This is a genomic window from Paenibacillus sp. FSL R5-0887, assembly GCF_038002305.1.
In the GTDB taxonomy this organism is placed as follows: Bacteria; Bacillota; Bacilli; order Paenibacillales; family Paenibacillaceae; genus Paenibacillus_AQ; species Paenibacillus_AQ odorifer.
Genome location: NZ_JBBOCE010000002.1, coordinates 797,071 through 816,243, shown reverse-complemented (window position 1 = coordinate 816,243; position 19,173 = coordinate 797,071). Strand labels below are relative to the sequence as shown.

25 protein-coding genes are annotated in these 19,173 nt (G+C 44.4%); 20 read left to right on the top strand and 5 right to left on the bottom strand.

The genetic code is table 11. The features are described from left to right. Window positions 1-7: 7 nt before the first annotated feature. From MKY14_RS21585 to MKY14_RS21575, 3 genes are read left to right on the top strand one after another with little or no spacing between them, the layout of a single operon-like run. Window positions 8-988: a TadE/TadG family type IV pilus assembly protein gene (locus tag MKY14_RS21585; protein ID WP_340977313.1), complete on the top strand. Its 981-nt coding sequence runs from the start codon at window positions 8-10 to the stop codon at window positions 986-988. 25 nt (window positions 989-1,013) lie between these two features. Then, window positions 1,014-1,523, top strand: coding sequence for an A24 family peptidase (locus MKY14_RS21580; protein ID WP_312149731.1), 510 nt, complete (start codon window positions 1,014-1,016; stop codon window positions 1,521-1,523). A gap of 15 nt (window positions 1,524-1,538) precedes the next feature. After that, window positions 1,539-3,116 carry a DUF6382 domain-containing protein gene (locus MKY14_RS21575; protein WP_340977311.1) on the top strand — a complete coding sequence of 526 codons (1,578 nt, stop codon included), beginning with the start codon at window positions 1,539-1,541 and terminating at the stop codon, window positions 3,114-3,116. 27 nt (window positions 3,117-3,143) lie between these two features. Here MKY14_RS21575 and MKY14_RS21570 read toward each other — a convergent pair whose 3' ends face one another. Continuing rightward, complete coding sequence (locus MKY14_RS21570; protein ID WP_340977310.1) at window positions 3,144-4,055, bottom strand: TIGR01777 family oxidoreductase; 912 nt, start codon at window positions 4,053-4,055, stop codon at window positions 3,144-3,146. 39 nt (window positions 4,056-4,094) lie between these two features. Next, complete coding sequence (locus MKY14_RS21565; protein ID WP_036681700.1) at window positions 4,095-4,556, bottom strand: DUF2621 domain-containing protein; 462 nt, start codon at window positions 4,554-4,556, stop codon at window positions 4,095-4,097. 172 nt (window positions 4,557-4,728) lie between these two features. Here MKY14_RS21565 and MKY14_RS21560 point away from each other — a divergent pair, with 172 nt between their 5' ends. The 5 genes from MKY14_RS21560 to MKY14_RS21540 all read left to right on the top strand — a co-directional run bounded on the left by MKY14_RS21560 (window position 4,729) and on the right by MKY14_RS21540 (window position 9,843). Further along, window positions 4,729-5,838, top strand: a complete 1,110-nt coding sequence (locus tag MKY14_RS21560) for a deoxyribonuclease IV (protein ID WP_036681702.1) — start codon at window positions 4,729-4,731, stop codon at window positions 5,836-5,838. A 63-nt stretch (window positions 5,839-5,901) separates the two neighbouring features. Beyond that, window positions 5,902-6,801, top strand: coding sequence for a formyltetrahydrofolate deformylase (purU, locus tag MKY14_RS21555; protein WP_340977309.1), 900 nt, complete (start codon window positions 5,902-5,904; stop codon window positions 6,799-6,801). A gap of 175 nt (window positions 6,802-6,976) precedes the next feature. Continuing rightward, window positions 6,977-7,726 carry an SAF domain-containing protein gene (locus MKY14_RS21550; protein WP_076280070.1) on the top strand — a complete coding sequence of 250 codons (750 nt, stop codon included), beginning with the start codon at window positions 6,977-6,979 and terminating at the stop codon, window positions 7,724-7,726. A 12-nt stretch (window positions 7,727-7,738) separates the two neighbouring features. Continuing rightward, window positions 7,739-8,803 carry a hypothetical protein gene (locus tag MKY14_RS21545; protein WP_339171948.1) on the top strand — a complete coding sequence of 355 codons (1,065 nt, stop codon included), beginning with the start codon at window positions 7,739-7,741 and terminating at the stop codon, window positions 8,801-8,803. Further along, window positions 8,800-9,843, top strand: coding sequence for an ATPase, T2SS/T4P/T4SS family (locus MKY14_RS21540; RefSeq protein ID WP_340977308.1), 1,044 nt, complete (start codon window positions 8,800-8,802; stop codon window positions 9,841-9,843). Before MKY14_RS21545 ends, MKY14_RS21540 begins: the two co-directional genes overlap by 4 nt. Here the strand turns inward: MKY14_RS21540 and MKY14_RS21535 are convergent. The 3 genes from MKY14_RS21535 to MKY14_RS21525 all read right to left on the bottom strand — a co-directional run bounded on the left by MKY14_RS21535 (window position 9,827) and on the right by MKY14_RS21525 (window position 11,964). After that, entirely contained in the window at window positions 9,827-11,038 is a 1,212-nt protein-coding gene (locus MKY14_RS21535) for a tyrosine-type recombinase/integrase (protein WP_340888881.1), read from the bottom strand. The two genes, MKY14_RS21540 and MKY14_RS21535, sit on opposite strands and share 17 nt — an antisense overlap. 81 nt (window positions 11,039-11,119) lie before the next feature. Next, window positions 11,120-11,593, bottom strand: coding sequence for an ImmA/IrrE family metallo-endopeptidase (locus MKY14_RS21530; RefSeq protein WP_340888883.1), 474 nt, complete (start codon window positions 11,591-11,593; stop codon window positions 11,120-11,122). A 20-nt stretch (window positions 11,594-11,613) separates the two neighbouring features. Then, on the bottom strand, window positions 11,614-11,964 hold the full coding sequence (locus tag MKY14_RS21525; RefSeq protein WP_340888884.1) for a helix-turn-helix domain-containing protein: 351 nt from the start codon (window positions 11,962-11,964) through the stop codon (window positions 11,614-11,616). Between the two features lie 200 nt (window positions 11,965-12,164). On the opposite strand from MKY14_RS21525, the gene MKY14_RS21520 reads away from it, so the two are divergent. The 12 genes from MKY14_RS21520 to MKY14_RS21470 all read left to right on the top strand — a co-directional run bounded on the left by MKY14_RS21520 (window position 12,165) and on the right by MKY14_RS21470 (window position 19,099). Continuing rightward, window positions 12,165-12,419 (top strand): helix-turn-helix transcriptional regulator, encoded by a 255-nt coding sequence (locus MKY14_RS21520; RefSeq protein ID WP_340888885.1) that lies wholly within the window; start codon window positions 12,165-12,167, stop codon window positions 12,417-12,419. Then, complete coding sequence (locus MKY14_RS30875; RefSeq protein ID WP_445669877.1) at window positions 12,397-12,600, top strand: helix-turn-helix domain-containing protein; 204 nt, start codon at window positions 12,397-12,399, stop codon at window positions 12,598-12,600. The genes MKY14_RS21520 and MKY14_RS30875 overlap by 23 nt, the downstream gene beginning before the upstream one ends. 60 nt (window positions 12,601-12,660) lie before the next feature. Continuing rightward, window positions 12,661-12,852: a hypothetical protein gene (locus tag MKY14_RS21515; protein WP_340977307.1), complete on the top strand. Its 192-nt coding sequence runs from the start codon at window positions 12,661-12,663 to the stop codon at window positions 12,850-12,852. After that, on the top strand, window positions 12,827-12,985 hold the full coding sequence (locus MKY14_RS21510; RefSeq protein WP_340977306.1) for a hypothetical protein: 159 nt from the start codon (window positions 12,827-12,829) through the stop codon (window positions 12,983-12,985). Before MKY14_RS21515 ends, MKY14_RS21510 begins: the two co-directional genes overlap by 26 nt. Next, window positions 12,982-13,518, top strand: coding sequence for a spore protease YyaC (yyaC, locus tag MKY14_RS21505; RefSeq protein WP_340977305.1), 537 nt, complete (start codon window positions 12,982-12,984; stop codon window positions 13,516-13,518). The genes MKY14_RS21510 and yyaC overlap by 4 nt, the downstream gene beginning before the upstream one ends. A 9-nt stretch (window positions 13,519-13,527) precedes the next feature. Further along, window positions 13,528-13,716, top strand: coding sequence for a hypothetical protein (locus tag MKY14_RS21500; RefSeq protein WP_340977304.1), 189 nt, complete (start codon window positions 13,528-13,530; stop codon window positions 13,714-13,716). 87 nt (window positions 13,717-13,803) lie between these two features. Further along, window positions 13,804-14,058: an AbrB/MazE/SpoVT family DNA-binding domain-containing protein gene (locus tag MKY14_RS21495; RefSeq protein WP_340977303.1), complete on the top strand. Its 255-nt coding sequence runs from the start codon at window positions 13,804-13,806 to the stop codon at window positions 14,056-14,058. Further along, window positions 14,058-14,309, top strand: a complete 252-nt coding sequence (locus MKY14_RS21490) for a DUF7667 family protein (protein ID WP_340977302.1) — start codon at window positions 14,058-14,060, stop codon at window positions 14,307-14,309. Before MKY14_RS21495 ends, MKY14_RS21490 begins: the two co-directional genes overlap by 1 nt. 150 nt (window positions 14,310-14,459) lie before the next feature. Then, window positions 14,460-15,770, top strand: coding sequence for an AAA family ATPase (locus tag MKY14_RS21485; RefSeq protein ID WP_340977301.1), 1,311 nt, complete (start codon window positions 14,460-14,462; stop codon window positions 15,768-15,770). Further along, window positions 15,770-16,921 (top strand): ATP-binding protein, encoded by a 1,152-nt coding sequence (locus MKY14_RS21480; RefSeq protein ID WP_340977299.1) that lies wholly within the window; start codon window positions 15,770-15,772, stop codon window positions 16,919-16,921. The genes MKY14_RS21485 and MKY14_RS21480 overlap by 1 nt, the downstream gene beginning before the upstream one ends. 24 nt (window positions 16,922-16,945) lie before the next feature. After that, window positions 16,946-17,500 (top strand): hypothetical protein, encoded by a 555-nt coding sequence (locus tag MKY14_RS21475; RefSeq protein ID WP_340977298.1) that lies wholly within the window; start codon window positions 16,946-16,948, stop codon window positions 17,498-17,500. A gap of 12 nt (window positions 17,501-17,512) precedes the next feature. Beyond that, on the top strand, window positions 17,513-19,099 hold the full coding sequence (locus MKY14_RS21470; RefSeq protein ID WP_340977297.1) for a DEAD/DEAH box helicase: 1,587 nt from the start codon (window positions 17,513-17,515) through the stop codon (window positions 19,097-19,099). The last annotated feature ends 74 nt before the right edge of the window (window positions 19,100-19,173 follow it).

Genomic DNA, 19,173 nt, shown 5'->3' with positions numbered 1-19,173 from the left:
TAAGGAGATGGAGGATGGGTATGGAATCAGAGGGAAGGACAAGGAAGAAGGTAGCATGGTAGTAGAAGCGGCGATGGTTCTTCCGTTCTTCCTGCTATTCGTCCTGTTCCTGATTTCTATCGTACAGATGACCTTGTATTCGACAGCTTTGCAAAGTACAGCATCAGACACTGTAAAGTCTATTTCAACTCATATGTATCCTGCGGCTTTGGCGGTGCAGAAATGGGGAACATCCAGCGAAGTAAGTGATGATTCAGGAGGGGATGACAGTGATCATTCTGCTGGCCTGAATTGGACTCTTCCTCGCTTGTCACTTACTGATTGGGGCGATAGTTATGCTGAGTCTTTACCCAAGCCGTTAAATGAGTGGGTTATGTCGGCTTTAGAAAGTGGTGAGGGACCGTTGCAGAAGCTTCAGGCAGAGACTAGTGAAAGTGTACTTGATCTTGCGATCAAACCTTTATTGAAACCATACCTGACATCAGATTTACTGGATTATGAGCGAATTCATGTATCTAATGTTATGGTGCCGGAGCTAAAAGAGGGTACTCGTCCCTACCTTGGGCTAGTGGTTAGTTATAAGCTGCCGATGAAGGTCCCCTTTCTAAACCAAAGTATTGTTTTAGAAGCAAGTGCTGTTGAACGTCTCTGGATCGGGGATACGGGAGAAGGCACAGCCAAGGAGGGGAACGGTACTGGCCAACCAGATGAATTCATTGAAATCTTAGAAAAGCCGAACCCGGCTGTAGCGAATAAGCAAGGCAAGGTTCGTGCCAGAATACCGCCGAATGCTTCTGCCAGCTTGTCAGTCTTTTATAAGAGCGGGGGCAGTACTGCCAAATATTTAGGCTGGAAACAAGCGGATGAAGATGGATATATCGAGTGGGAATGGAAAATTGGTGTAAATACCACACCGGGCTCGTGGCCGTTTGTTATACAACTGGATGATGGTAGATCTGTTGAGGTTATGTTCACAGTAGTGAAGTGAAAGGGTGGAAAAAGGAGTGTAATAAATGGCAGAGTGGACATTTTGGGGATGTCTACCGTTTTTAGCAGCGGCACTGATTACAGATTTAAAGTCGATGAGAATACCAAACTGGATCACCTTGTCAGGCTTGCTCACCGGTCTGCTTGCACAAGGGGTGATCAATAGCTGGCATGGACTGCTGAGGGCTTTCGGGGGAGCTGCTGTAGGATTTACAGTCCTTCTGATCATGCATTTAATAGGGGCGGTTGGCGCGGGGGATGTTAAGCTTTTTGCTGGAATCGGAGCGTGGACAGGGATGTTGTTTACGCTGCAAGTCGTCATGTACTCCGTACTATTTGGTGCTTTAATAGGCTGGTTAATTGTTTTAAAGAGACGGGAGGCGGTCAGTCGTTCGCGTAAGATCATCAGCAGAATTTCTGGATTTATTTTATGGAAGAGCCCGTTTCTATTAAAAAATAACGATAGTGAACTGTTGAAATTTCCCTTCATGCTGGCTGTTATCCCTGGTTCCATATGCGCTTATCTATACTTTTAGTTCGGGAGCTGATGTTTGTTGTTCGGATTAACCCGTGATTTTATACAACAGGATGGTATATATATGATCCTTGGTCAACCCGAAGGAATACCTGCGGAGAAGCTTAATTTGATTCAGGCACGCATGCTGATGAACACCGACATTCCTCATCATTTGAGGCTGTTACTTAGAGAAATAGATTTGAAGGTTACTATGGAATACGCTGTTTTACGCAAAAAAATGCTTAGTCATCTACTCAAAGGAGAGAAGCTAAGTATGAACTCGTTTTTCGGGTTATTGCTGCAAATTGCCCAAGGCATGGAAGATGGCAGGTTATATATGCTGCGGGCGGAACAGTATGCTTTGCATGCAGATTACATTTTTATTGAAGGGTCGTTACAGAGCGGTAAAGTATACCTGACCTACATACCCATTCAGGAGAATAAGTCTGGTTCAAAGCTTGGAGAGTCACTCAAGTCACTAATCATGGTGTTAATGGCATCTATCACAGAGCTTACTGGCAGTGGTGTGCAAAGACTATTGCAATATTGCAGTGAAGAGGGATTTACTCCAGCTGGCTTAAAGATTCTTTTATCAGAGTTGCTGACAGAAAGAGAGCCCGTTACACCTGAAAGACAGCTTCATGAAGGCGTAAAAGAATATCTAGTGAAAGAGGCAGCAGCTCCACCATTAAGAAAAATATATGAGCATCGCGAAGATAAGGGATTGGAGCAGCCGACTGCTACTCCTTGGATCAGCAGCTATCCTAATCTTAAGATAAAAGAGGAGGAGAGCCTGTCTCTAAGCTTGGAGGATGAACAGGTAACGAATCCGCAAGCCTCAAGCTCAAGAACCTATATAGTGCTAGGGTGTCTATTAGGCGATGCACTCCTGTGGAAGTTTCTATATTTGGATAGTCCAAAGCCGTTATGGCTTGCCGTCTGTGGAGTTGTGACGATTGTATTGGCTGTTTTAAGCTGGATGGTTTGGAGCGGAAGGCTAAAGGTTGGTAAAGAAGATGAGGATTGTCTGAGTGAGGATTCTGAAGATACTAACTGTAATCCGAGTCGGAAAGAATTGGAGTGGAATTTTGGCAGGAACCCTGTGGCTTGTACACGTCCTCCAGCAACAATCCCAAAGGTAACTCCGCAATTCTCAGATTCAGCAGCTAACGTTGCGGTAACCCGTCATGAATCACTAGCAGAGGAACATTGTTCTGTTAAAGCACAAGAAGCCATAGCACCAACAACTTTATTATCACAGGAGAAACCGCCTAAGCAAGGACGACAAATCGAAAAGCTGGATCGGAGTATTCCTTATCTCCAAAGAAACGGTGAGGAGGGTGAAGAGGCGGAAATGATCGAGTTAAATCGAACTAGCTTCATTATCGGCCGATCGGCAGAGGTGGCTCAATATGTGGAAAGATCAGAAGGAGCCTCTAGAGTACACGCTGAGATATCTAGAAGCACCAGCGGATATATTCTGAAGGATCTTGACTCCAGAAATGGAACGCTTTTTCAAGGTGAAGCCATGATCCCGTATAAAGAGTATCCACTAACAGAGGGGACCACATTTAAAATTATAAAAGGAAGCTACACATTCCATATAGTATGAAGGTGAGTTCCAACGATGAATGTGGCTCTACAATTTTTGTTTTTTCAAATCTTCTAAAGCGACTTGAAGTGTAGGGAAGGTAAAGTCAAAGCCATGATTTAATGCCGCTGCGGGCAGGACGCGCTGACCTTTGAGTAAGATTTCGGATAATTCTCCGACTGCTGTTTTTAACAGGAAGGCTGGCAAAGGGAACCAGTGCGGCCGTTTGTAGACTTTGCCAATCGTCCTGCCGAACTCTTCGTTCGTTACCGGATGTGGAGCAGTCGCATTAACAGGTCCGTTAATCGTGGGATTTTGCGTACAGAAATCAATTAGACGGACGATATCCGTCAGATGAATCCAAGAGACCCACTGCTTTCCGGAGCCAATGTTACCGCCAAAACCTAATAAATAAGGCAGCTTCATTTTGGGGAATGCTCCGCTCTCATTGCCGAGCACAACTCCGGTACGCAGCTTGACCACGCGGATACCATGGTAAGTTTCATCTGAAGCCTCTTCCCATGTCTTAACTACTTCTGAAGGGAAATCCATGACCTGGGCTGGTGAGGACTCACTAAAAGTATCCTCTAAAGAGGTACCGTAAATCGCCACGGCGGAAGCCTGAATGATTACGGAGGGCTTTTGCTTCATTTGATCTACTAATTTAGCTGCTGTGGAAACGGTTGCAAGTCGGGACTGCATAATCGCTTTTTTGCCACTTGGACTCCAGCGCTGGCTAAGGGAAGCTCCGGCGAGATTAATTAGGGCAGCTGCATTTTCCACTGGAGCGGGATTAGAACTTAGACTGTCCCATGTGTGGTAACTCAGCTTAGGATGAATTGTTGTTGCGTCTTTTGGTAAATTCCGACCTACAATAGCAACTTCATTACCTGCTTGCAGCCAGTATTTTGCTAGTTCGCTACCTATAAAACCGGTGCCGCCACATATCACATATTTCAAAGGAGGGCCTCCGTTCTAAATCGTACAATTCATTAAAAATTACTTAAACAAATGCTGGTAAGCAGAGTAATCGATTTTATTCTTTTCGAGAAAATTGACAAGAAAACGGTTATCGCGCCGCGGTGTGGCAACTATGTAACCTTTAATGCAGTGATCGCGAGTAACTTCTTTTGCATTACTCTCGACGGCGATTTTTCCGATCTCGGCAGCAATAGAATGCTTCGCAATATCACGAAATGGACCAGGTACAGGCTGAACAAGCTGGTCCAAAAAGGCTTTTGTTTCGTCACTCCAGAGCGGGCGGCTACGTTCCACCCAGTAATTTTGCCAGTCTAGCTTTGACTTTCCATCAGCTTTGGGCAGGACCTTTAGGAATTTGCGGAACATAAAAAAACCGCCGATACACATGGAACCAAGCAGCATAAATGTCCAGAAAGCGATAGAGTTCATAAACCAATTGCTCGGTGTGGATAATAAACCAAGTCCTGATTGGATAAACATGCATACACCACCTTTTGGCAATGAGGATTCTCACACGAATTATTCTCATATTAAAGTATAGCTTATTTCCAAAGTTTTGCGAAGCAGAACCCGGCATATTGGCCTCGTCTAGATTTATTTTTCCGATCACGGTAGAATAGGGGTTAATTCGTGAAGGAAAGAGGGAAGAAGTATGCTGAAAATAGGTTCACATGTGTCTTGCTCGGACAAGGGTCTTTTGACCGCAGCAAATGAAGCAAATGAGTATGGTTCCAGCTCGTTTATGATATATACAGGAGCGCCGCAGAATACGCGCCGCAAGCCGATTGATGCCATGTATCCCAACGAAGGGAAGCAGGTTATGAAAGAGAATGGTGTAGAGGAGATTGTTGTCCATGCACCTTACATTATTAATCTCGCTTCCTATAAAGAGAATACGTATCAACTGGCTGTTGATTTCCTGCAAGAGGAAATTCGCCGTACCCATGCACTTGAGGTCAAGCATATTGTATTACATCCAGGTGCGTTCACTGATAAAGATGCTGAATATGGTATTCAGCGGATTGCAGATGGCCTGAATGAGGTGCTTGGAGGCACGAACGAAACGGAAGTGCATATCGCTTTAGAAACTATGGCTGGTAAGGGAACAGAGATCGGCCGCAGTTTTGAAGAAATCGCTTCTATTATTGCAAAGGTCGAACATAATGAACGTCTATCGGTCTGTCTTGATACTTGCCACATTCATGATGCTGGCTATGATATCGTTAATGATTTGGACGGTGTTCTCAACAAATTTGATGAGACTATCGGATTGAACCGTCTTGGTGTAATCCACATTAATGACAGTAAAAATCCATGTGGCGCTCGCAAAGACCGTCACACTCCAATTGGCTCGGGTTGGATTGGCTTTGATACGATTAACAAAATCGTACATCATGAAAAGCTGGAAGGTCTGCCTTTCATTCTGGAGACCCCGTGGATTGGTAAAGATGCTAAGACACAACGTCCGATGTATGAGGTGGAGATCGCTTTGCTGCGTGGTAACGTAGCTGAACGCTTTGGACCGGAATTCGTGCAGGATGTTGAAACATTACGTGAATTTTTTGCCAAGCAGGAGATTGATTCCCGTCAATATGTACTTAATGTCTGGGAGCTGCTGAAGAACGATGCCAAAGCTAAAAAAGCTGATCCACGTGAACCACTGGAGCGTTTATACGATGAAGTTGTCGCTGCCCAGCTGTTCCCGCAACTAAGCGAGGAAGCTATTAATCATCGTTTAATTGCTTGGTTAGCAGGCAATTAAGCTCGTGAACGCTTAAGCTATACTTCAGATTGCGTATGTAGATGAGAGGATGGGAAGAGGGTCATGGAATTACACGTAAAAAGAAACAATTCGTCGGGTGTCGAGCATTATTCCAACCGGGCACGTATGCTTATTTCCTGCCCTGACGGACCGGGAATTGTGGCGGCTGTATCACACTTTCTGTATCAGCATGGCGCAAATATTGTGCAGTCGGATCAGTATACGATGGATCCAGATGGTGGAATGTTCTTTATGAGAGTCGAGTTTGACCTACCTGAATTAGGCGATCGTCTGGAAGAGATTCGCTCTCAATTTGGCGGAGTGGCGGAGCGTTTTAAGATGGACTGGAAGATCTTTAATGTTCGTCATAAGAAGAAACTTGCCATATTCGTCTCTAAAGAAGACCATTGTCTTGTTGAACTGCTCTGGCAGTGGCAAGCGGGCGATCTCGATGCCGATATTGCCCTCGTCGTTAGTAACCATTTGGATATGAAATCTTATGTCGAGTCGTTTGGCATTCCATTTCATCATATTCCAGTCACAGCGGATACTAAGGCTGAAGCAGAAAAACGCCAGTTAGAGGTCATCGGAGACGATATCGATGTGATTATATTGGCACGGTATATGCAGATTATCTCGCCGTCCTTTATTGAGCATTATCGCCATCAGATTATTAATATTCACCACTCTTTCCTGCCTGCCTTTATTGGCGGCAATCCATACGCCCAAGCGTATCAACGTGGGGTGAAAATAATCGGGGCAACCGCTCACTATGTTACTGAAGAACTAGATGGTGGACCGATTATTGAACAGGATGTGCAGCGGGTAAGCCACGGTGATGATGTTATTGAGCTGAAACGGATTGGACGTACCATTGAACGTGTTGTTCTGGCTCGTGCGGTGAAATGGCATATCGAGGACCGGATTCTCGTCCATCAGAATAAAACTGTAGTATTTAAATAAAGGTATTCTCCGGTGAAAGCAACGGTTATGCCCGAGGGCTTTCACCGGAATCCTTTAATTTAATAGTTCACTAAATCTCTATCAGGTAAAAAAGCATTTTACCAGCAGCTTGGCTATTTATGCCAAGGTGCTTTTTGTCGTTCTCAAAAATCATGTAGTTAAGGAGGTGGAAGGTTTGGCGTTACAGCGGGGACGTTTGTTAAAACGTAATTATTTTTTCGCAAGTCTCATTTTGATTACTGGATTCGGGGGATTGCTAGGTTATGATCTCTATTTCAAGCCCTACGTGCTTTCCCAAACCGTGGTCAAAGTTAAGGTGCGAGCTGGGGAATCTCTACCTAAAAATTATGAGCTGAAAGCAAGTGATTTGTATCTGGATTCTGTTCAGACCAAGGATATACCTTCTGGTGTAATTACGGAAATCGCACAAGTGGAGTACAAAATTACGAATGTGAATCTGACTAACGGTAGTATTTTGACAGCATCACTGGTGGATGTTAGTGATTTAGAGCCTTTGCAGGATGAAGGTATATTTCCTATTCCGAAGGAGGCTATTTATGCCATCAATGGTTCGTTGCGAAGCCGGGATAAGGTAGACATTTATCTTGTAGAAGGTGAGCGAGAGAAGCAGCGAGAGGCGCTTGGTTCAAATACAGTTAAAAAAGAAAACGAGGAACAGGTGAAAGAACAAAGCTTGCTTAGCGATCCTGCTAAAGAGATCTTTTTATCTGGAGTTACCGTGAACTATGTGCGAACAGAAGACAATAATGATGTGCAGGATTCTGAGAAAGGCAACAACAATAACCGATTCACTTCTACTGGCAAGGTAGCGACACCAGAATTGAAGCTGAAGAAAAGTGAGGGTCAACGGCTAGGGCAATTTTTGGAGCAGGGCAAAAAGCTGTGGATCGTACGGGTAGAGTAGGGGGAGATTGCCTTGAAAATATTTAGTCTGGGCATAGATCAGTTAACGATTAATGATATCAAAAACGCGGGATTTAATGTAGTTACACAAAACGTGTATCCCGATCCGGCGCATACCGAAGGTCATATGTTAATGGTTACTAGTGACCAGGTACCTGTTCAAGCGCTTAGCGAGCTGCGATACAAATATCCAAGCTCTATGATCCTGTATTTATATCTGCAAAAGGGAATTCGCGGCTATCAAGCTGTGCATATGTTATGTGAAAGCTTAGGTTTATATTTTATTCCTCCTCGTTCTACCTCGTCAGCAGTGATAGAGAAGATTCGTTTTATCCTGGAAGAGGATGTCGAGGAACGGAGCAATTTGGTTGGCTTTTTTGGCTCAGGTCCAGGCATTGGCTGCACGAGTGTGGCGAAGCTGTTCGCAAGACGAATTGCTGCGGCAGGTCTACGTGTTCTTGTACTTGGTTTGGATTTATATGACCCCGGGTATGACCGCAAAGCGACGATAAGTCTAGACAAACTGCGCCCCAAGCTTACAGGGAAGATGATTCATGATGAAGATTTCGAGCAATTGATTAGGCAGGATGGCTATTTGTATCTACCGGGGAATTACGACTACTTAAGTGTCCAGGATTATCTGGAGGAGGAGATCGAATATTTCTTGGCTAGAGCTGGAGCAAATGCGGATGTGGTTATTGCTGATTTCGGTTCAATTCCCGAGAGTGCTGCGTGGTATGTCGGTATGCAAAAGTCGTCGTTACGCATGATTGTCACTCATCCTAAACATGAACACAGATTAGAACCTCTATTCGAGCTTGCGGGGCATATAGATCTGCGTCCGCATGATTTCCAGCTGATCATTAACCGCAGTAATGTGGAGGAAATATCTTCGTCCAAAAATATGGCCCTTAGATTTGGCACTGAAATCTTGCTGGAGCTACCGTATTACCAGCCCTTGCAGGAAAGCTTGCCTCTAGGCAAAAAAGAGCTACAGCATGTGGATGATAAGGTACATTCTCTATTGGTGTCGATGGGATTAGCGCCAGAGGCCAAAAAGAAAGGGATATTTCTATGATTGAAACTCTCGCGAGTCGTCCACTCTTTTCTCTAAAACAAAGCGTGCTGCGCACTAGCAAACCGGGCAAGGAAGATTTTTATGCTTTTTTACAAAAAATGAAAACCGAGATGAACGAAGGGTTAGAACGTGAGGATGACGCTTACTTCGAGCTAAATGCAAAGGCATTAATTGGCGATCCGCAGGCAGTTAGCTTTTTTATGAATGAGATTGAGAAGTACTTACGAAAAACACCTTTTACTGGAAAGGTTCCAGAAGCGTACCGAACGGCGGCAGAGGCCCTGTATCACGAGTGGAAGGGTTTTGGACCAGCGTATCGTTGGTTTACTGATCGTGCATACAGCGAGTCAACCGGATTACAAATGATTGGGAAGCAAATTTTTTATAACCATAAAGGTGAGTTTATAGCTTACCCGTATGAGATGCCTTCACTGGATCGGGTGGAGCAGCTGAAGCGTTCCTTGCTAAAAAGTGATCCCAATAAAAAGCTGAACAAGGATAATCCTTCGGTGGAGTTCAAAATGGATGATCCGCTTTGGCCAGGTAGATTTATTCGGCTTGCGATTTGGGTATCACCTAGGGTCTGGGAGGGTTTTACTACGATATCACTGCGGCGACAGGTTGTGGAATTTCTGGATTTGGAGGATCAAGCGGGTACGGAATGTATTCCTGCCGAGGCGGTTGAGTTCATTCGGGCGTTATCGTCCACGTTTCGCAATACCATTATTGCGGGTGCTGTAGGGTCAGGAAAAACAACCTTTGCCAATACGATCGTTGGTGAGCAACTGCTTGGCTCTTCATCCTGCATGGGAGTAGTGATGATAGAGAAACATCCGGAATCCATTTTACCGTATCAAATTAAAGGGCATCGAATTATTCCAATTCAAGCTGCGAATGAGGAACTGATGGAGGTGGGAGTAGAGTCGCTGCGGCATGACCCAAATATTTTGTATATGACAGAGATGCGTTATAATTCGCAACAGATCAATGATTCTTTGGGGTTTTCCCCACAAGATCCCCACACTATAAACCATTCATGAGCTTTTCAAATTTTTCAGGAGCTTCTTTTCTTCTCTTTTTAGTTACGTGTAGGTAAATCAGACGGGTTACTTCGTCACTACTATGGCCCATACGTTTTTGTATTGTTTCAAGCGCCACTCCTACCTCTGCTAACAAGGACACATGAGTGTGCCTTAAACTATGAGGAGTCAGGGCTGATGGAAGACCTGCAATTTCTAGATAAGTCTTCATTCTCAAGGTAATGTTTGGATGGGCTTCAGGGTATCCTGGATTTCTTCTGGTGTTTACGAATAGGAATCCAGCATCGTAGTAGTTTTTTCGATTTGCCATTTTAAATTCATTTAGCCATGCGATTTGATCATCGACAACATCAATGACACTATCAGTAATATCAATTTCTCGTCGTGATGCTTTTGTTTTAGGTGTGTTAATGACATACTCTTTAATTTTCTTTTTACAATAGAGCGTTTTTGTTATAGATATGAATTTCTCAGCACGGTTAATATCTTTGTTTTTATTTAGTGCGCTCATTTCCCCGATCCGTATTCCTGTATAGGCCATGAGATAAAAGAGATTAAAATCCTGCCTATCTCCATGTTCCTTCACTGCTTTCAGAAATCTTAACAATTCCTCCTTTTCCATATACTTTGGAATTTCAGTTTTATTTTCTAAATCTTCAACAGTAGTTTGATAAGTTGGTATTTCAGCACCAGAAGTTGGGTCTGATTTAATCATTTCTAATTCAACAGCTTTTTTGAAAATAAGCGAGCAAGACGAATGGAGAAGTTTAATTGAGTTTAATGAATAGTTTTGCTTCTTCTGATCATCAAGCATCATTTGGTAATCTCTTTTTGATACTTCTCCAATTTTTTTATGACTAAAGTACTTTTTGCATTTTTGTAATTCACGCATACGAATATCAACAGTCGTGTTTTTTACCTTACCAGTTGCTTCATACATTTTAAGCCATTCCACAACAAAATCATCAAATACGATATCCCTTTCTTCAAAGTAAGTTCCGTTTAATAACTGGGCTTTAATTTTAATTCCAGCTTCAAAAGCTTCCTTCGCTGTTGGATAGCTAGGAGTTTCCTTTTGTTTCCTTCCTTTTTTTCCAGGCACTGGAACACTGTAGCGGTACGTATGTCTACCATTTTCCGAACGTACACCTGGATACTTTATTTCTTCCCTAGGTTCCTTTGGTTTTCTGCCCATATCTAAATTCACCTCCCTTCACGAATGTATGTTCTGTTTAATTCGTATGTGAATCCGCCCTATACGGCTAATATCCATAGGTTATTTGAAAATTTTTATTACCGCGACGGGATCGAAGTAAATTATGTATTCATCATTTCCAGGCTTGTACACCGTGCAAGGTCCGTACACTTCCCAATAGTGATCAATTGCATTAATTAGAAAATCATCTGTCACACCAAGTAACTCAGCAAATTCATAAATATTTCTGACTCCAGCTTCATGTCCCATAAGAAAAGAGGAAAGTGGTACTAATTCCTCATAACCCCAGTTTTTCGCCTTCTTTTCTTGCTTCCTTTTATTAATACAATCTTGCATCAGAATATCTCCTGCACTGGTTTCATGATGGCCAATTTCCTCTACGAGCGTGCAAGCTTTCTCTGTCTTCGATTCAAGTCTACTATCGATACAGATAACTCCGTCAGCATATATGCCCCTTAATTTACCCGTCAAGGGGCGCTCTATGACTTCTATTAACAGAAGGTGAGCTTTTTGAAGTAATAGATCATATACCATAACACCACTCCTGATAGCAGTTACTTGTCTGAGGACTGTTGGTTTTTCTTGGAGCGAACAAACTCTTTGAATTTTTCTATTTCCATCAGTTCTTCGTCAGTCCAATCGTATCCGTCATGATGAGCAGCGATGGTTTGAATATCTATTTCAGCTTCAGTCTCTTTCTTTTTGGACATTTCTTGAAGCTCGTCCACAGTAATTCCCAATGCACGACAGATTTTTATCACATTATCGACAGATGCTTTTCCTATTCCTCTAGTTAGCATTGATTGCAAGGTAGTAGGCGGAATTCCAATTTCTTCAGCAAAAGCTCTATTGCTGGGATAGCCTTTTTCTTTAATTAGTCGGACTAATATTTTAGCTCTCTCCAATTTAGACTCACCTTTCAATTCAGATGTGAACGATTTATCGTTCATATACCTATGATACATGATACGTATTTAGTTGTAAAGCAGTGTTTGAACGAAATATTGATCAAATGAACGAAAAATTGGTTGACTGTGACCGCTATATCGTTTATAGTCAAGTCATCGCAAACGAAATTGCGTTCAACAAGAGAGGAGGAGACAGGGTGTATAGCAATCTTCGAGTTGAAATGATTGAGAAAAACGTCACCGTGACTGATATTGCTAAAACTCTAAATAAAAGGCGGTCCACTGTCGGGGATAAAATCAATGGAAAGTACAGGATTTATGTAGACGAAGCATTCGCTATTAGAGACGCTTTTTTCCCGGGTAGTAGTATCGATTACTTATTTGAAGCTTCAGAGCAATTAGGGGATAAAGACTTGGAGGTGAATCAAGATGGATCTCAACAATATGCCTGATCTATTAACTGCTGAACAAGTCGGGGAGTATTTGGGAGTCTCACGAAGCGCAGTCTACAGTTGGTGCAGAGCTAAGAAATTACATGGGATAAAACTTTGTGGAAACTGGCGTATTCGGAAATCAACATTACTAGAGTGGGTAGCTGAGCAGGAGAGAGCAAGTTGCCCCTCTAATGTATGAGCCTCCACTAAAGTCATCATAACCGTCTGCGTTAGATTTATACCTGAAAGGAGTTACACAATGACCTTTAACATTCAAGCTGAATTGCTTGCTGCTAAGCTTCACCTGGACCGTGCTATAGAAGCCTCTATCCAAGCAAGGGACATCCGTCATCTTAGTAAGCTTGGTTCAGCACGATATGAAATCGTTGAAACAATGATTCGGATGTATAAGGAGGCTGAAAGCAATGCGCCAACAAGTTGTGTCAGCTGACCAGATGTGGAGACGTATGGAACTTCGCCGAAGACGGTGGCAGATCCAGAATGGACGTTTGCTGGTGGATGAGCCTGAGGCTGTGGTCTGGTGGCTAGATAAAGAGATCGCGGAAATGGAGGGGCAACGTTGAAATCAAGGAAAGAAATTGACGCTATGAGCCATCAACTAGAAGCTTTGCTTCCTTCAGATGTATCGAAAGTCGCATTTCTTTGTATTGGAACAGACCGTAGCACTGGAGATTCACTTGGTCCACTAGTTGGTCGCTATTTAAAGCGCCGCGGTATTCCTAATGTAATTGGCACTCTTCACGATCCATGTCATGCGCAGAACCTTCAAGAGTGTACAGATTTATTTAATGGAATGTTTGTAGTTGCGATTGATGCCTGTTTGGGGAAATCAACGAGCATAGGCGACATCAGACTAAAGAATGGACCGTTAAAGCCAGGAGCCGGAGTAGGCAAAGACCTTCCACCAGTGGGAGACATTCATTTTAAAGGAATCGTCAACGTTGGTGGATTTATGGAGTATTTCGTTCTCCAGAATACTAGGCTTGCTTTAGTAGACGATATGGCTACTGCAATAGGTAGAGCGATCTGTGGGGCGATCAGACGAAAGAAATTATCAATTATGGCTGAGGTCGCTTGTGGACTTGAAAGGAGGTGAGATAAGGGAATGAGTGAACCTGTAACAGATGCACCAGGTGAGGTCATTGATTACTGCAGCCAATGTGGAGCTGAAATCACACTGGGTCGGATAGTCATTCGGTTTGGACGAGAATTGCTCTGTGATACTAATTGTCTGTGTGATTGGATTGGAGCTGAGGAAGTTACTGCTCCAGACCAGACAAAGCATGAAAAATGACCCGACGGATTAGGGCCCGTCAGGTCATCGATTTAAAACTAACACATTATGAGGTCAGTGTAACACTGACCAAAAGGAGATGCAAGTATGAAAGCTACTGGAATTGTTCGTCAATTGGATGGATTGGGTCGCATTGTCATTCCTATGGAACTTCGTCGCACTATGAATATCAAAGATGGAGACGGTTTGGAGATTTTCGTCGAAGGTGAAAAGATTGTTCTCCGTAAGTATGCACCAGGTTGCACGCTCTGTGGAAGTTTGGAAGGTATTGAATATATCTCGGGTAAACCTATCTGCCGTCCTTGTATCTCTAAAATCACTAAACTCCATGGTCTCTCATAATGTTGGCCATCCATCAGGTACATCGTAAACTGGCGCAAATCGTTCATATGAATCTTGACCAGAACGGAAACTTGATCGTTGGTAACCTTGAGCTGCAACTGATCCTAAAGCTTCTCCGGGAAAATCACAATCTGGTGTACAAATTGGACGGATTGAAAGAACTCGCCTTTATGGCTCACGAAATAGGCGACATGGAATGGCAGATGGATCTATGCGCCAAAATCGAAGAGCTTGAAGCGCGGATGATTTAGCTATGATGATTAAATTGTCCAGCCATGTTCGTTGTGAAGTTTGTGGCCACGTTGTAAATATCCGACTTATTCGGAACTGGAACGATCGGCAAGTTTGCACTCATTGTATAGCATCTATATTAAAAGTTAGCGACGAAGGAGAACTGTTGCATGATCAAAATAAATAAGCTTGAAATCGAAAATGTAAAACGGGTTAAGGCGGTTAAGATCGAGCCGACACCGAACGGGCTTACCCTGGTGGGTGGCAAGAATAATCAAGGTAAAACAAGTGTGCTGGACGCTATCGCTTGGGCGCTAGGTGGTAATAAGTATCGTCCTTCGCAGGCTTCACGTGATGGCTCAGTAATTCCACCATATCTGCATATCACTTTGTCCAATGGTCTGATCGTGGAGCGCAAAGGTAAAAACTCAGATTTGAAAGTCCTTGATCCCAATGGTCAGAAAGGTGGCCAACAGTTGCTTGACAGTTTTGTCGAAGAGTTGGCCATCGATCTGCCCAAGTTCATGAACGCTTCCAATAAGGAGAAAGCAAACATCCTGCTTCGCATTATCGGAGTTGGCCAACAACTTCATGAATTTGAAGTCAAGGAGCAAGAGGTCTACAACCGACGTCACACTATCGGACAGATCGCGGATCAGAAGGCCAAGTTTGCCAAGGAACAAATCTACTTTCCAGATGCCCCAAAGGAACCTATTTCAGCTTCTGATCTCATTCAACAGCAACAAGGGATTCTGGCGAAGAACGGTGAGAACCAAAGGAAACGGCAACGTCTGACGCAGATTCAAGCTGCCTATGATCAACAGCAACGTGAACTAGAACGTTTAGAAGCGTTGCTCAACGAGGCGCACATTAAACGCGCCCAATTCGCGGAAGATTTGGATATTGCTAAGAAGGATGCCTTAGACCTACTCGACGAATCGACAGAGGAGTTACAAGCCAACATCCGGCAGATCGACGAGATCAACCGGAAGGTGCGGGCAAATCTCGATAAAGACAAGGCTGAAACGGATGCTAGCGATTATCGGGTGCAATATGATCAATTGTCTACTGAGATTAATGACATCCGCTCACAGAAAGCTGAGCTCCTGACGAATGCGAATTTACCGCTGCCAGGATTGTCCGTCGATGATGGGGAGTTGATCTATAACGGTCAACGCTGGGATAACATGAGCGGATCCGATCAGTTAAAGGTGTCTACGGCCATTGTTCGTAAGTTAAAACCAGATTGTGGGTTTATTCTGCTCGATAAGTTGGAGCAGATGGATATGGAGAGCCTTCAGGAGTTTGGGCAGTGGCTCGAATCTGAGGGACTACAGGCCATAGCGACCCGCGTCAGCACTGGCGAAGAGTGCTCAATCATCATCGAGGATGGGTATGTCGCTGGACAGGAAGGAATTCAATTACAACAACCTCCGGGAGAGATTGATCGGGGTCCAACATGGAAAGCAGGTGAATTCTGATGTTTGAAATCACAACCGGAACTGTTCAGACAGCGCAGAAAGTCGTGATTTACGGACCAGAAGGCATTGGAAAATCCTCTTTGGCAGCTCAATTTCCTAATCCTGTATTCATTGACACGGAAGGTTCAACCAAGCAGCTGAATGTTCAACGTTTGCCCAAACCTTCAAGCTGGGAAATGCTCAAGCAGCAAGCTCTATGGGTGAAGCATGAGGGACCTTCACGGTTCGGTTCACTTGTTATCGATACTATTGATTGGGCTGAAATGCTTTGCGTCGAGAGCGTATGTGCTACTCATAATAAGAACGGCGTTGAGGATTTCGGATACGGCAAGGGCTATATTTATGTCGCTGAAGAAATCGGCCGTTTTCTCAATTTGCTTGGTGATGTGGTCGAGGCTGGCATTCATGTTGTGCTGAGTGCCCACGCACAGATTATTAAATTTGAGCAGCCAGACGAAATGGGAGCTTACGATCGTTATCAGCTCAAACTAGGGGCAAAGACTGGGAGCCGTACTGCACCGCTTGTCAAGGAATGGGCAGATTTGGTGCTCTTCATTAATTACAAGACCTATAGTGTAGCAACAGACAAAGAAGGTAAAAAGAACAAGGCTCAGGGAGGCGTCCGCACCGTTTATGCCAACCATCATCCAGCATGGGATGCGAAGAACCGCCACGGTCTACCTGATGACTTCCCAATGGATTATAACTATATTGCTCATATCTTTAACGGATCATCACCTGCACAATCTACAGCGGCTCCACAACAAGTTGCACCAACCGTAAATTCAACAGAAATTATTCCAAATATTATTCCGAATCAGCAAACTGCCAATATTGTAGCTCCAGTAACGACTGCTCCACCAGTGCCATCTACAGTGACAGCAGCACCAGTTCCACCAGCTAATACATCACAGCCAGATCCACAACAGCAGGCGCTGAATTCTAATATTCCAAGAGCGCTGTACGATCTGATGAATCAGCACCAGGTAACTGAGCCAGAAATTCAAATCGTAGTGAGTAATAAGGGCTACTACCCATACGATACACCGATAGCCAATTATGATCCTGGCTTTATCGATGGCGTGCTGGTGGGGGCTTGGCAACAGGTGTTTAGCTTGATCCAAGACAGAAGAAATGGCCTACCATTTTAACAAACAACAGGAGGATTAACTTATATGAATCAAAATACGGAACGCGAACTTGGATGGGACGACACAATTGAGAAAGACGGCGGAGAGTTTACTCTCCTCCCTCCAGGTGACTATAACTTCACGGTGACGAAGTTTGAGCGCGGACGTTTCAACGGCTCCGACAAGATGCCTGCTTGCAACCAGGCAAAAATTGAACTGACGGTACATTCTCCAGAGCATGGTGATGTTGTCATATTCCATAATCTCTTCTTGCACACCAAGACGGAGGGCTTATTGTCTAACTTCTTCGCGGGGATCGGACAGAAAAGAAAGGGCGAAAAGCTGAAAATGAACTGGCAGACAGTTATTGGATCTAGAGGTCGCCTGAAACTTGAGATCAATAATTTCAAGGGACGTGACGGTGTAGATAAGACTAACAATCAAGTTAAGACCTTTTATGCCGCTGACGAGCTGCCTCCAGGACAGCCGACTCAGCAATATCAACAACCGCAACAGTACCAGCATCCACAACATCAACAGTCGCCGTTTCCAGGCTCTCCTCCTCCACAAGGTGGGGGCTGGCAAACTGGGCAGTTTTAGGGGTTGGCTGCTATGGCTATGGAGCTCAGACAATATCAACAAGAATCCCGCAAATCGATTCAGGCGGAGTGGGAGAAAGGCGTCCAACGGACGCTCCTGGTTCTCCCTACTGGATGCGGCAAGACTATTGTATTTAGTAAGGTAATCGAGGATCGAGTAAGGCTGGGCGAGCGTGTGCTCGTCCTGGCACACCGCGGGGAGCTGCTAGATCAGGCCGCCGATAAGCTGTCAAAGTCTACTGGATTAGGCTGTGCTACAGAAAAAGCAGAGCAGACTTCCATAGGCAGCTGGTTCAGGGTTGTTGTAGGTAGCGTTCAGACGCTTATGCGGGATAAGAGGTTACGGCAATTTGCAGCAGATCATTTTGACACCATTATCATTGACGAGGCTCACCACTGCCTATCAGACAGTTATCAGCGGGTGCTGGCCTATTTCAAAGAAGCGAATGTGCTGGGTGTCACGGCTACGCCGGATAGGGGAGACATGCGGAATCTAGGCAGCTACTTCGAGTCTCTGGCTTATGAGTATACGTTGCCGAAGGCTATCAAAGAAGGATTCTTAAGTCCGATCAAGGCTATGACCATTCCACTCAAGCTAGACTTGTCTACAGTAGGTCAACAGGCTGGGGATTTCAAGAGTAGCGACCTGGGAACGGCGCTCGATCCTTACTTGGAATCAATTGCTGCTGAAATGTGGCGAGTAGCTCAGGATAGGAAGATTGTCGTATTTCTTCCATTGGTTAAGACCAGTCAAAAATTCACTTCTATATTAAATGCAATCGGCTTTAAGGCTGCCGAGGTTAATGGTGAATCGAAAGATCGGGCAGAGATACTGGCTGATTATGATGTTGGAAAATACAACGTCCTATGCAATTCGATGCTCCTGACGGAGGGGTGGGATTGCCCTAGTGTGGATTGTATCGTAGTTCTACGGCCGACAAAGGTCCGCAGCTTATATAGCCAAATGGTCGGGCGAGGTACCCGATTGTTTCCAGGGAAAGAGGATCTGCTCTTGCTTGATTTCCTGTGGCATACAGAACGGCATGAGCTTTGTCATCCTGCACATTTGATCGCTGAAAATGAAGAAGTGGCTCAGGCTATGACAAAACAGATTGAGGAGGCAGGCATTGCGCTTGATCTGGAGACGGTCGAGAAGCAGGCGACTGAAGATGTAATTGCTCAGCGTGAGGAAGCTTTGGCCAAAATGCTGAATGAAATGAAACGCCGGAAGGCTAAACTGGTCGATCCGCTACAATTTGAAATGAGTATCCAGGCTGAAGACTTATCAAGCTATGTACCGTCCTTTGGATGGGAAATGTCGCCACCAAGTGAAGCACAAATCCAGACGCTGGAGAAGCTGGGCATACTTCCCGATCAAATTGAGAATGCCGGCAAGGCAACAAAGCTGCTAGAACGTCTGGATAAACGACGTACAGAAGGGCTGACGACTCCGAAGCAAATCCGATTCCTGGAGCAACGCGGCTTCGAGCACGTGGGTACATGGTCCTTTGACAATGCTAAGCGTCTCATTGACCGCATCGCAGGAAACGGTTGGCGTGTTCCGGAAGGAGTTGACCCTAAAACATATCGTGAAGCGTAATTCGTTGTCTCTTGTGCAAGCTTAGATACTCAAGGCTCGAACGTCTAAGGAAGACTTTTAGAAATAATCCAATC

What these genes read in the sequence shown, in the direction of transcription:
- MKY14_RS21585 (WP_340977313.1), top strand. Translation starts at nt 8, where the DNA reads ATGGAGGATGGGTATGGAATCAGAGGGAAGGACAAGGAAGAAGGTAGC.
- MKY14_RS21580 (WP_312149731.1), top strand. Translation starts at nt 1,014, where the DNA reads ATGGCAGAGTGGACATTTTGGGGATGTCTACCGTTTTTAGCAGCGGCA.
- MKY14_RS21565 (WP_036681700.1), bottom strand. Translation starts at nt 4,556, where the DNA reads ATGTTTATCCAATCAGGACTTGGTTTATTATCCACACCGAGCAATTGG.
- MKY14_RS21560 (WP_036681702.1), top strand. Translation starts at nt 4,729, where the DNA reads ATGCTGAAAATAGGTTCACATGTGTCTTGCTCGGACAAGGGTCTTTTG.
- purU (WP_340977309.1), top strand. Translation starts at nt 5,902, where the DNA reads ATGGAATTACACGTAAAAAGAAACAATTCGTCGGGTGTCGAGCATTAT.
- MKY14_RS21540 (WP_340977308.1), top strand. Translation starts at nt 8,800, where the DNA reads ATGATTGAAACTCTCGCGAGTCGTCCACTCTTTTCTCTAAAACAAAGC.
- MKY14_RS21535 (WP_340888881.1), bottom strand. Translation starts at nt 11,038, where the DNA reads ATGGGCAGAAAACCAAAGGAACCTAGGGAAGAAATAAAGTATCCAGGT.
- MKY14_RS21530 (WP_340888883.1), bottom strand. Translation starts at nt 11,593, where the DNA reads ATGGTATATGATCTATTACTTCAAAAAGCTCACCTTCTGTTAATAGAA.
- MKY14_RS30875 (WP_445669877.1), top strand. Translation starts at nt 12,397, where the DNA reads ATGGATCTCAACAATATGCCTGATCTATTAACTGCTGAACAAGTCGGG.
- MKY14_RS21515 (WP_340977307.1), top strand. Translation starts at nt 12,661, where the DNA reads ATGACCTTTAACATTCAAGCTGAATTGCTTGCTGCTAAGCTTCACCTG.
- MKY14_RS21510 (WP_340977306.1), top strand. Translation starts at nt 12,827, where the DNA reads ATGCGCCAACAAGTTGTGTCAGCTGACCAGATGTGGAGACGTATGGAA.
- MKY14_RS21500 (WP_340977304.1), top strand. Translation starts at nt 13,528, where the DNA reads ATGAGTGAACCTGTAACAGATGCACCAGGTGAGGTCATTGATTACTGC.
- MKY14_RS21495 (WP_340977303.1), top strand. Translation starts at nt 13,804, where the DNA reads ATGAAAGCTACTGGAATTGTTCGTCAATTGGATGGATTGGGTCGCATT.
- MKY14_RS21490 (WP_340977302.1), top strand. Translation starts at nt 14,058, where the DNA reads ATGTTGGCCATCCATCAGGTACATCGTAAACTGGCGCAAATCGTTCAT.
- MKY14_RS21485 (WP_340977301.1), top strand. Translation starts at nt 14,460, where the DNA reads ATGATCAAAATAAATAAGCTTGAAATCGAAAATGTAAAACGGGTTAAG.
- MKY14_RS21480 (WP_340977299.1), top strand. Translation starts at nt 15,770, where the DNA reads ATGTTTGAAATCACAACCGGAACTGTTCAGACAGCGCAGAAAGTCGTG.
- MKY14_RS21475 (WP_340977298.1), top strand. Translation starts at nt 16,946, where the DNA reads ATGAATCAAAATACGGAACGCGAACTTGGATGGGACGACACAATTGAG.
- MKY14_RS21470 (WP_340977297.1), top strand. Translation starts at nt 17,513, where the DNA reads ATGGCTATGGAGCTCAGACAATATCAACAAGAATCCCGCAAATCGATT.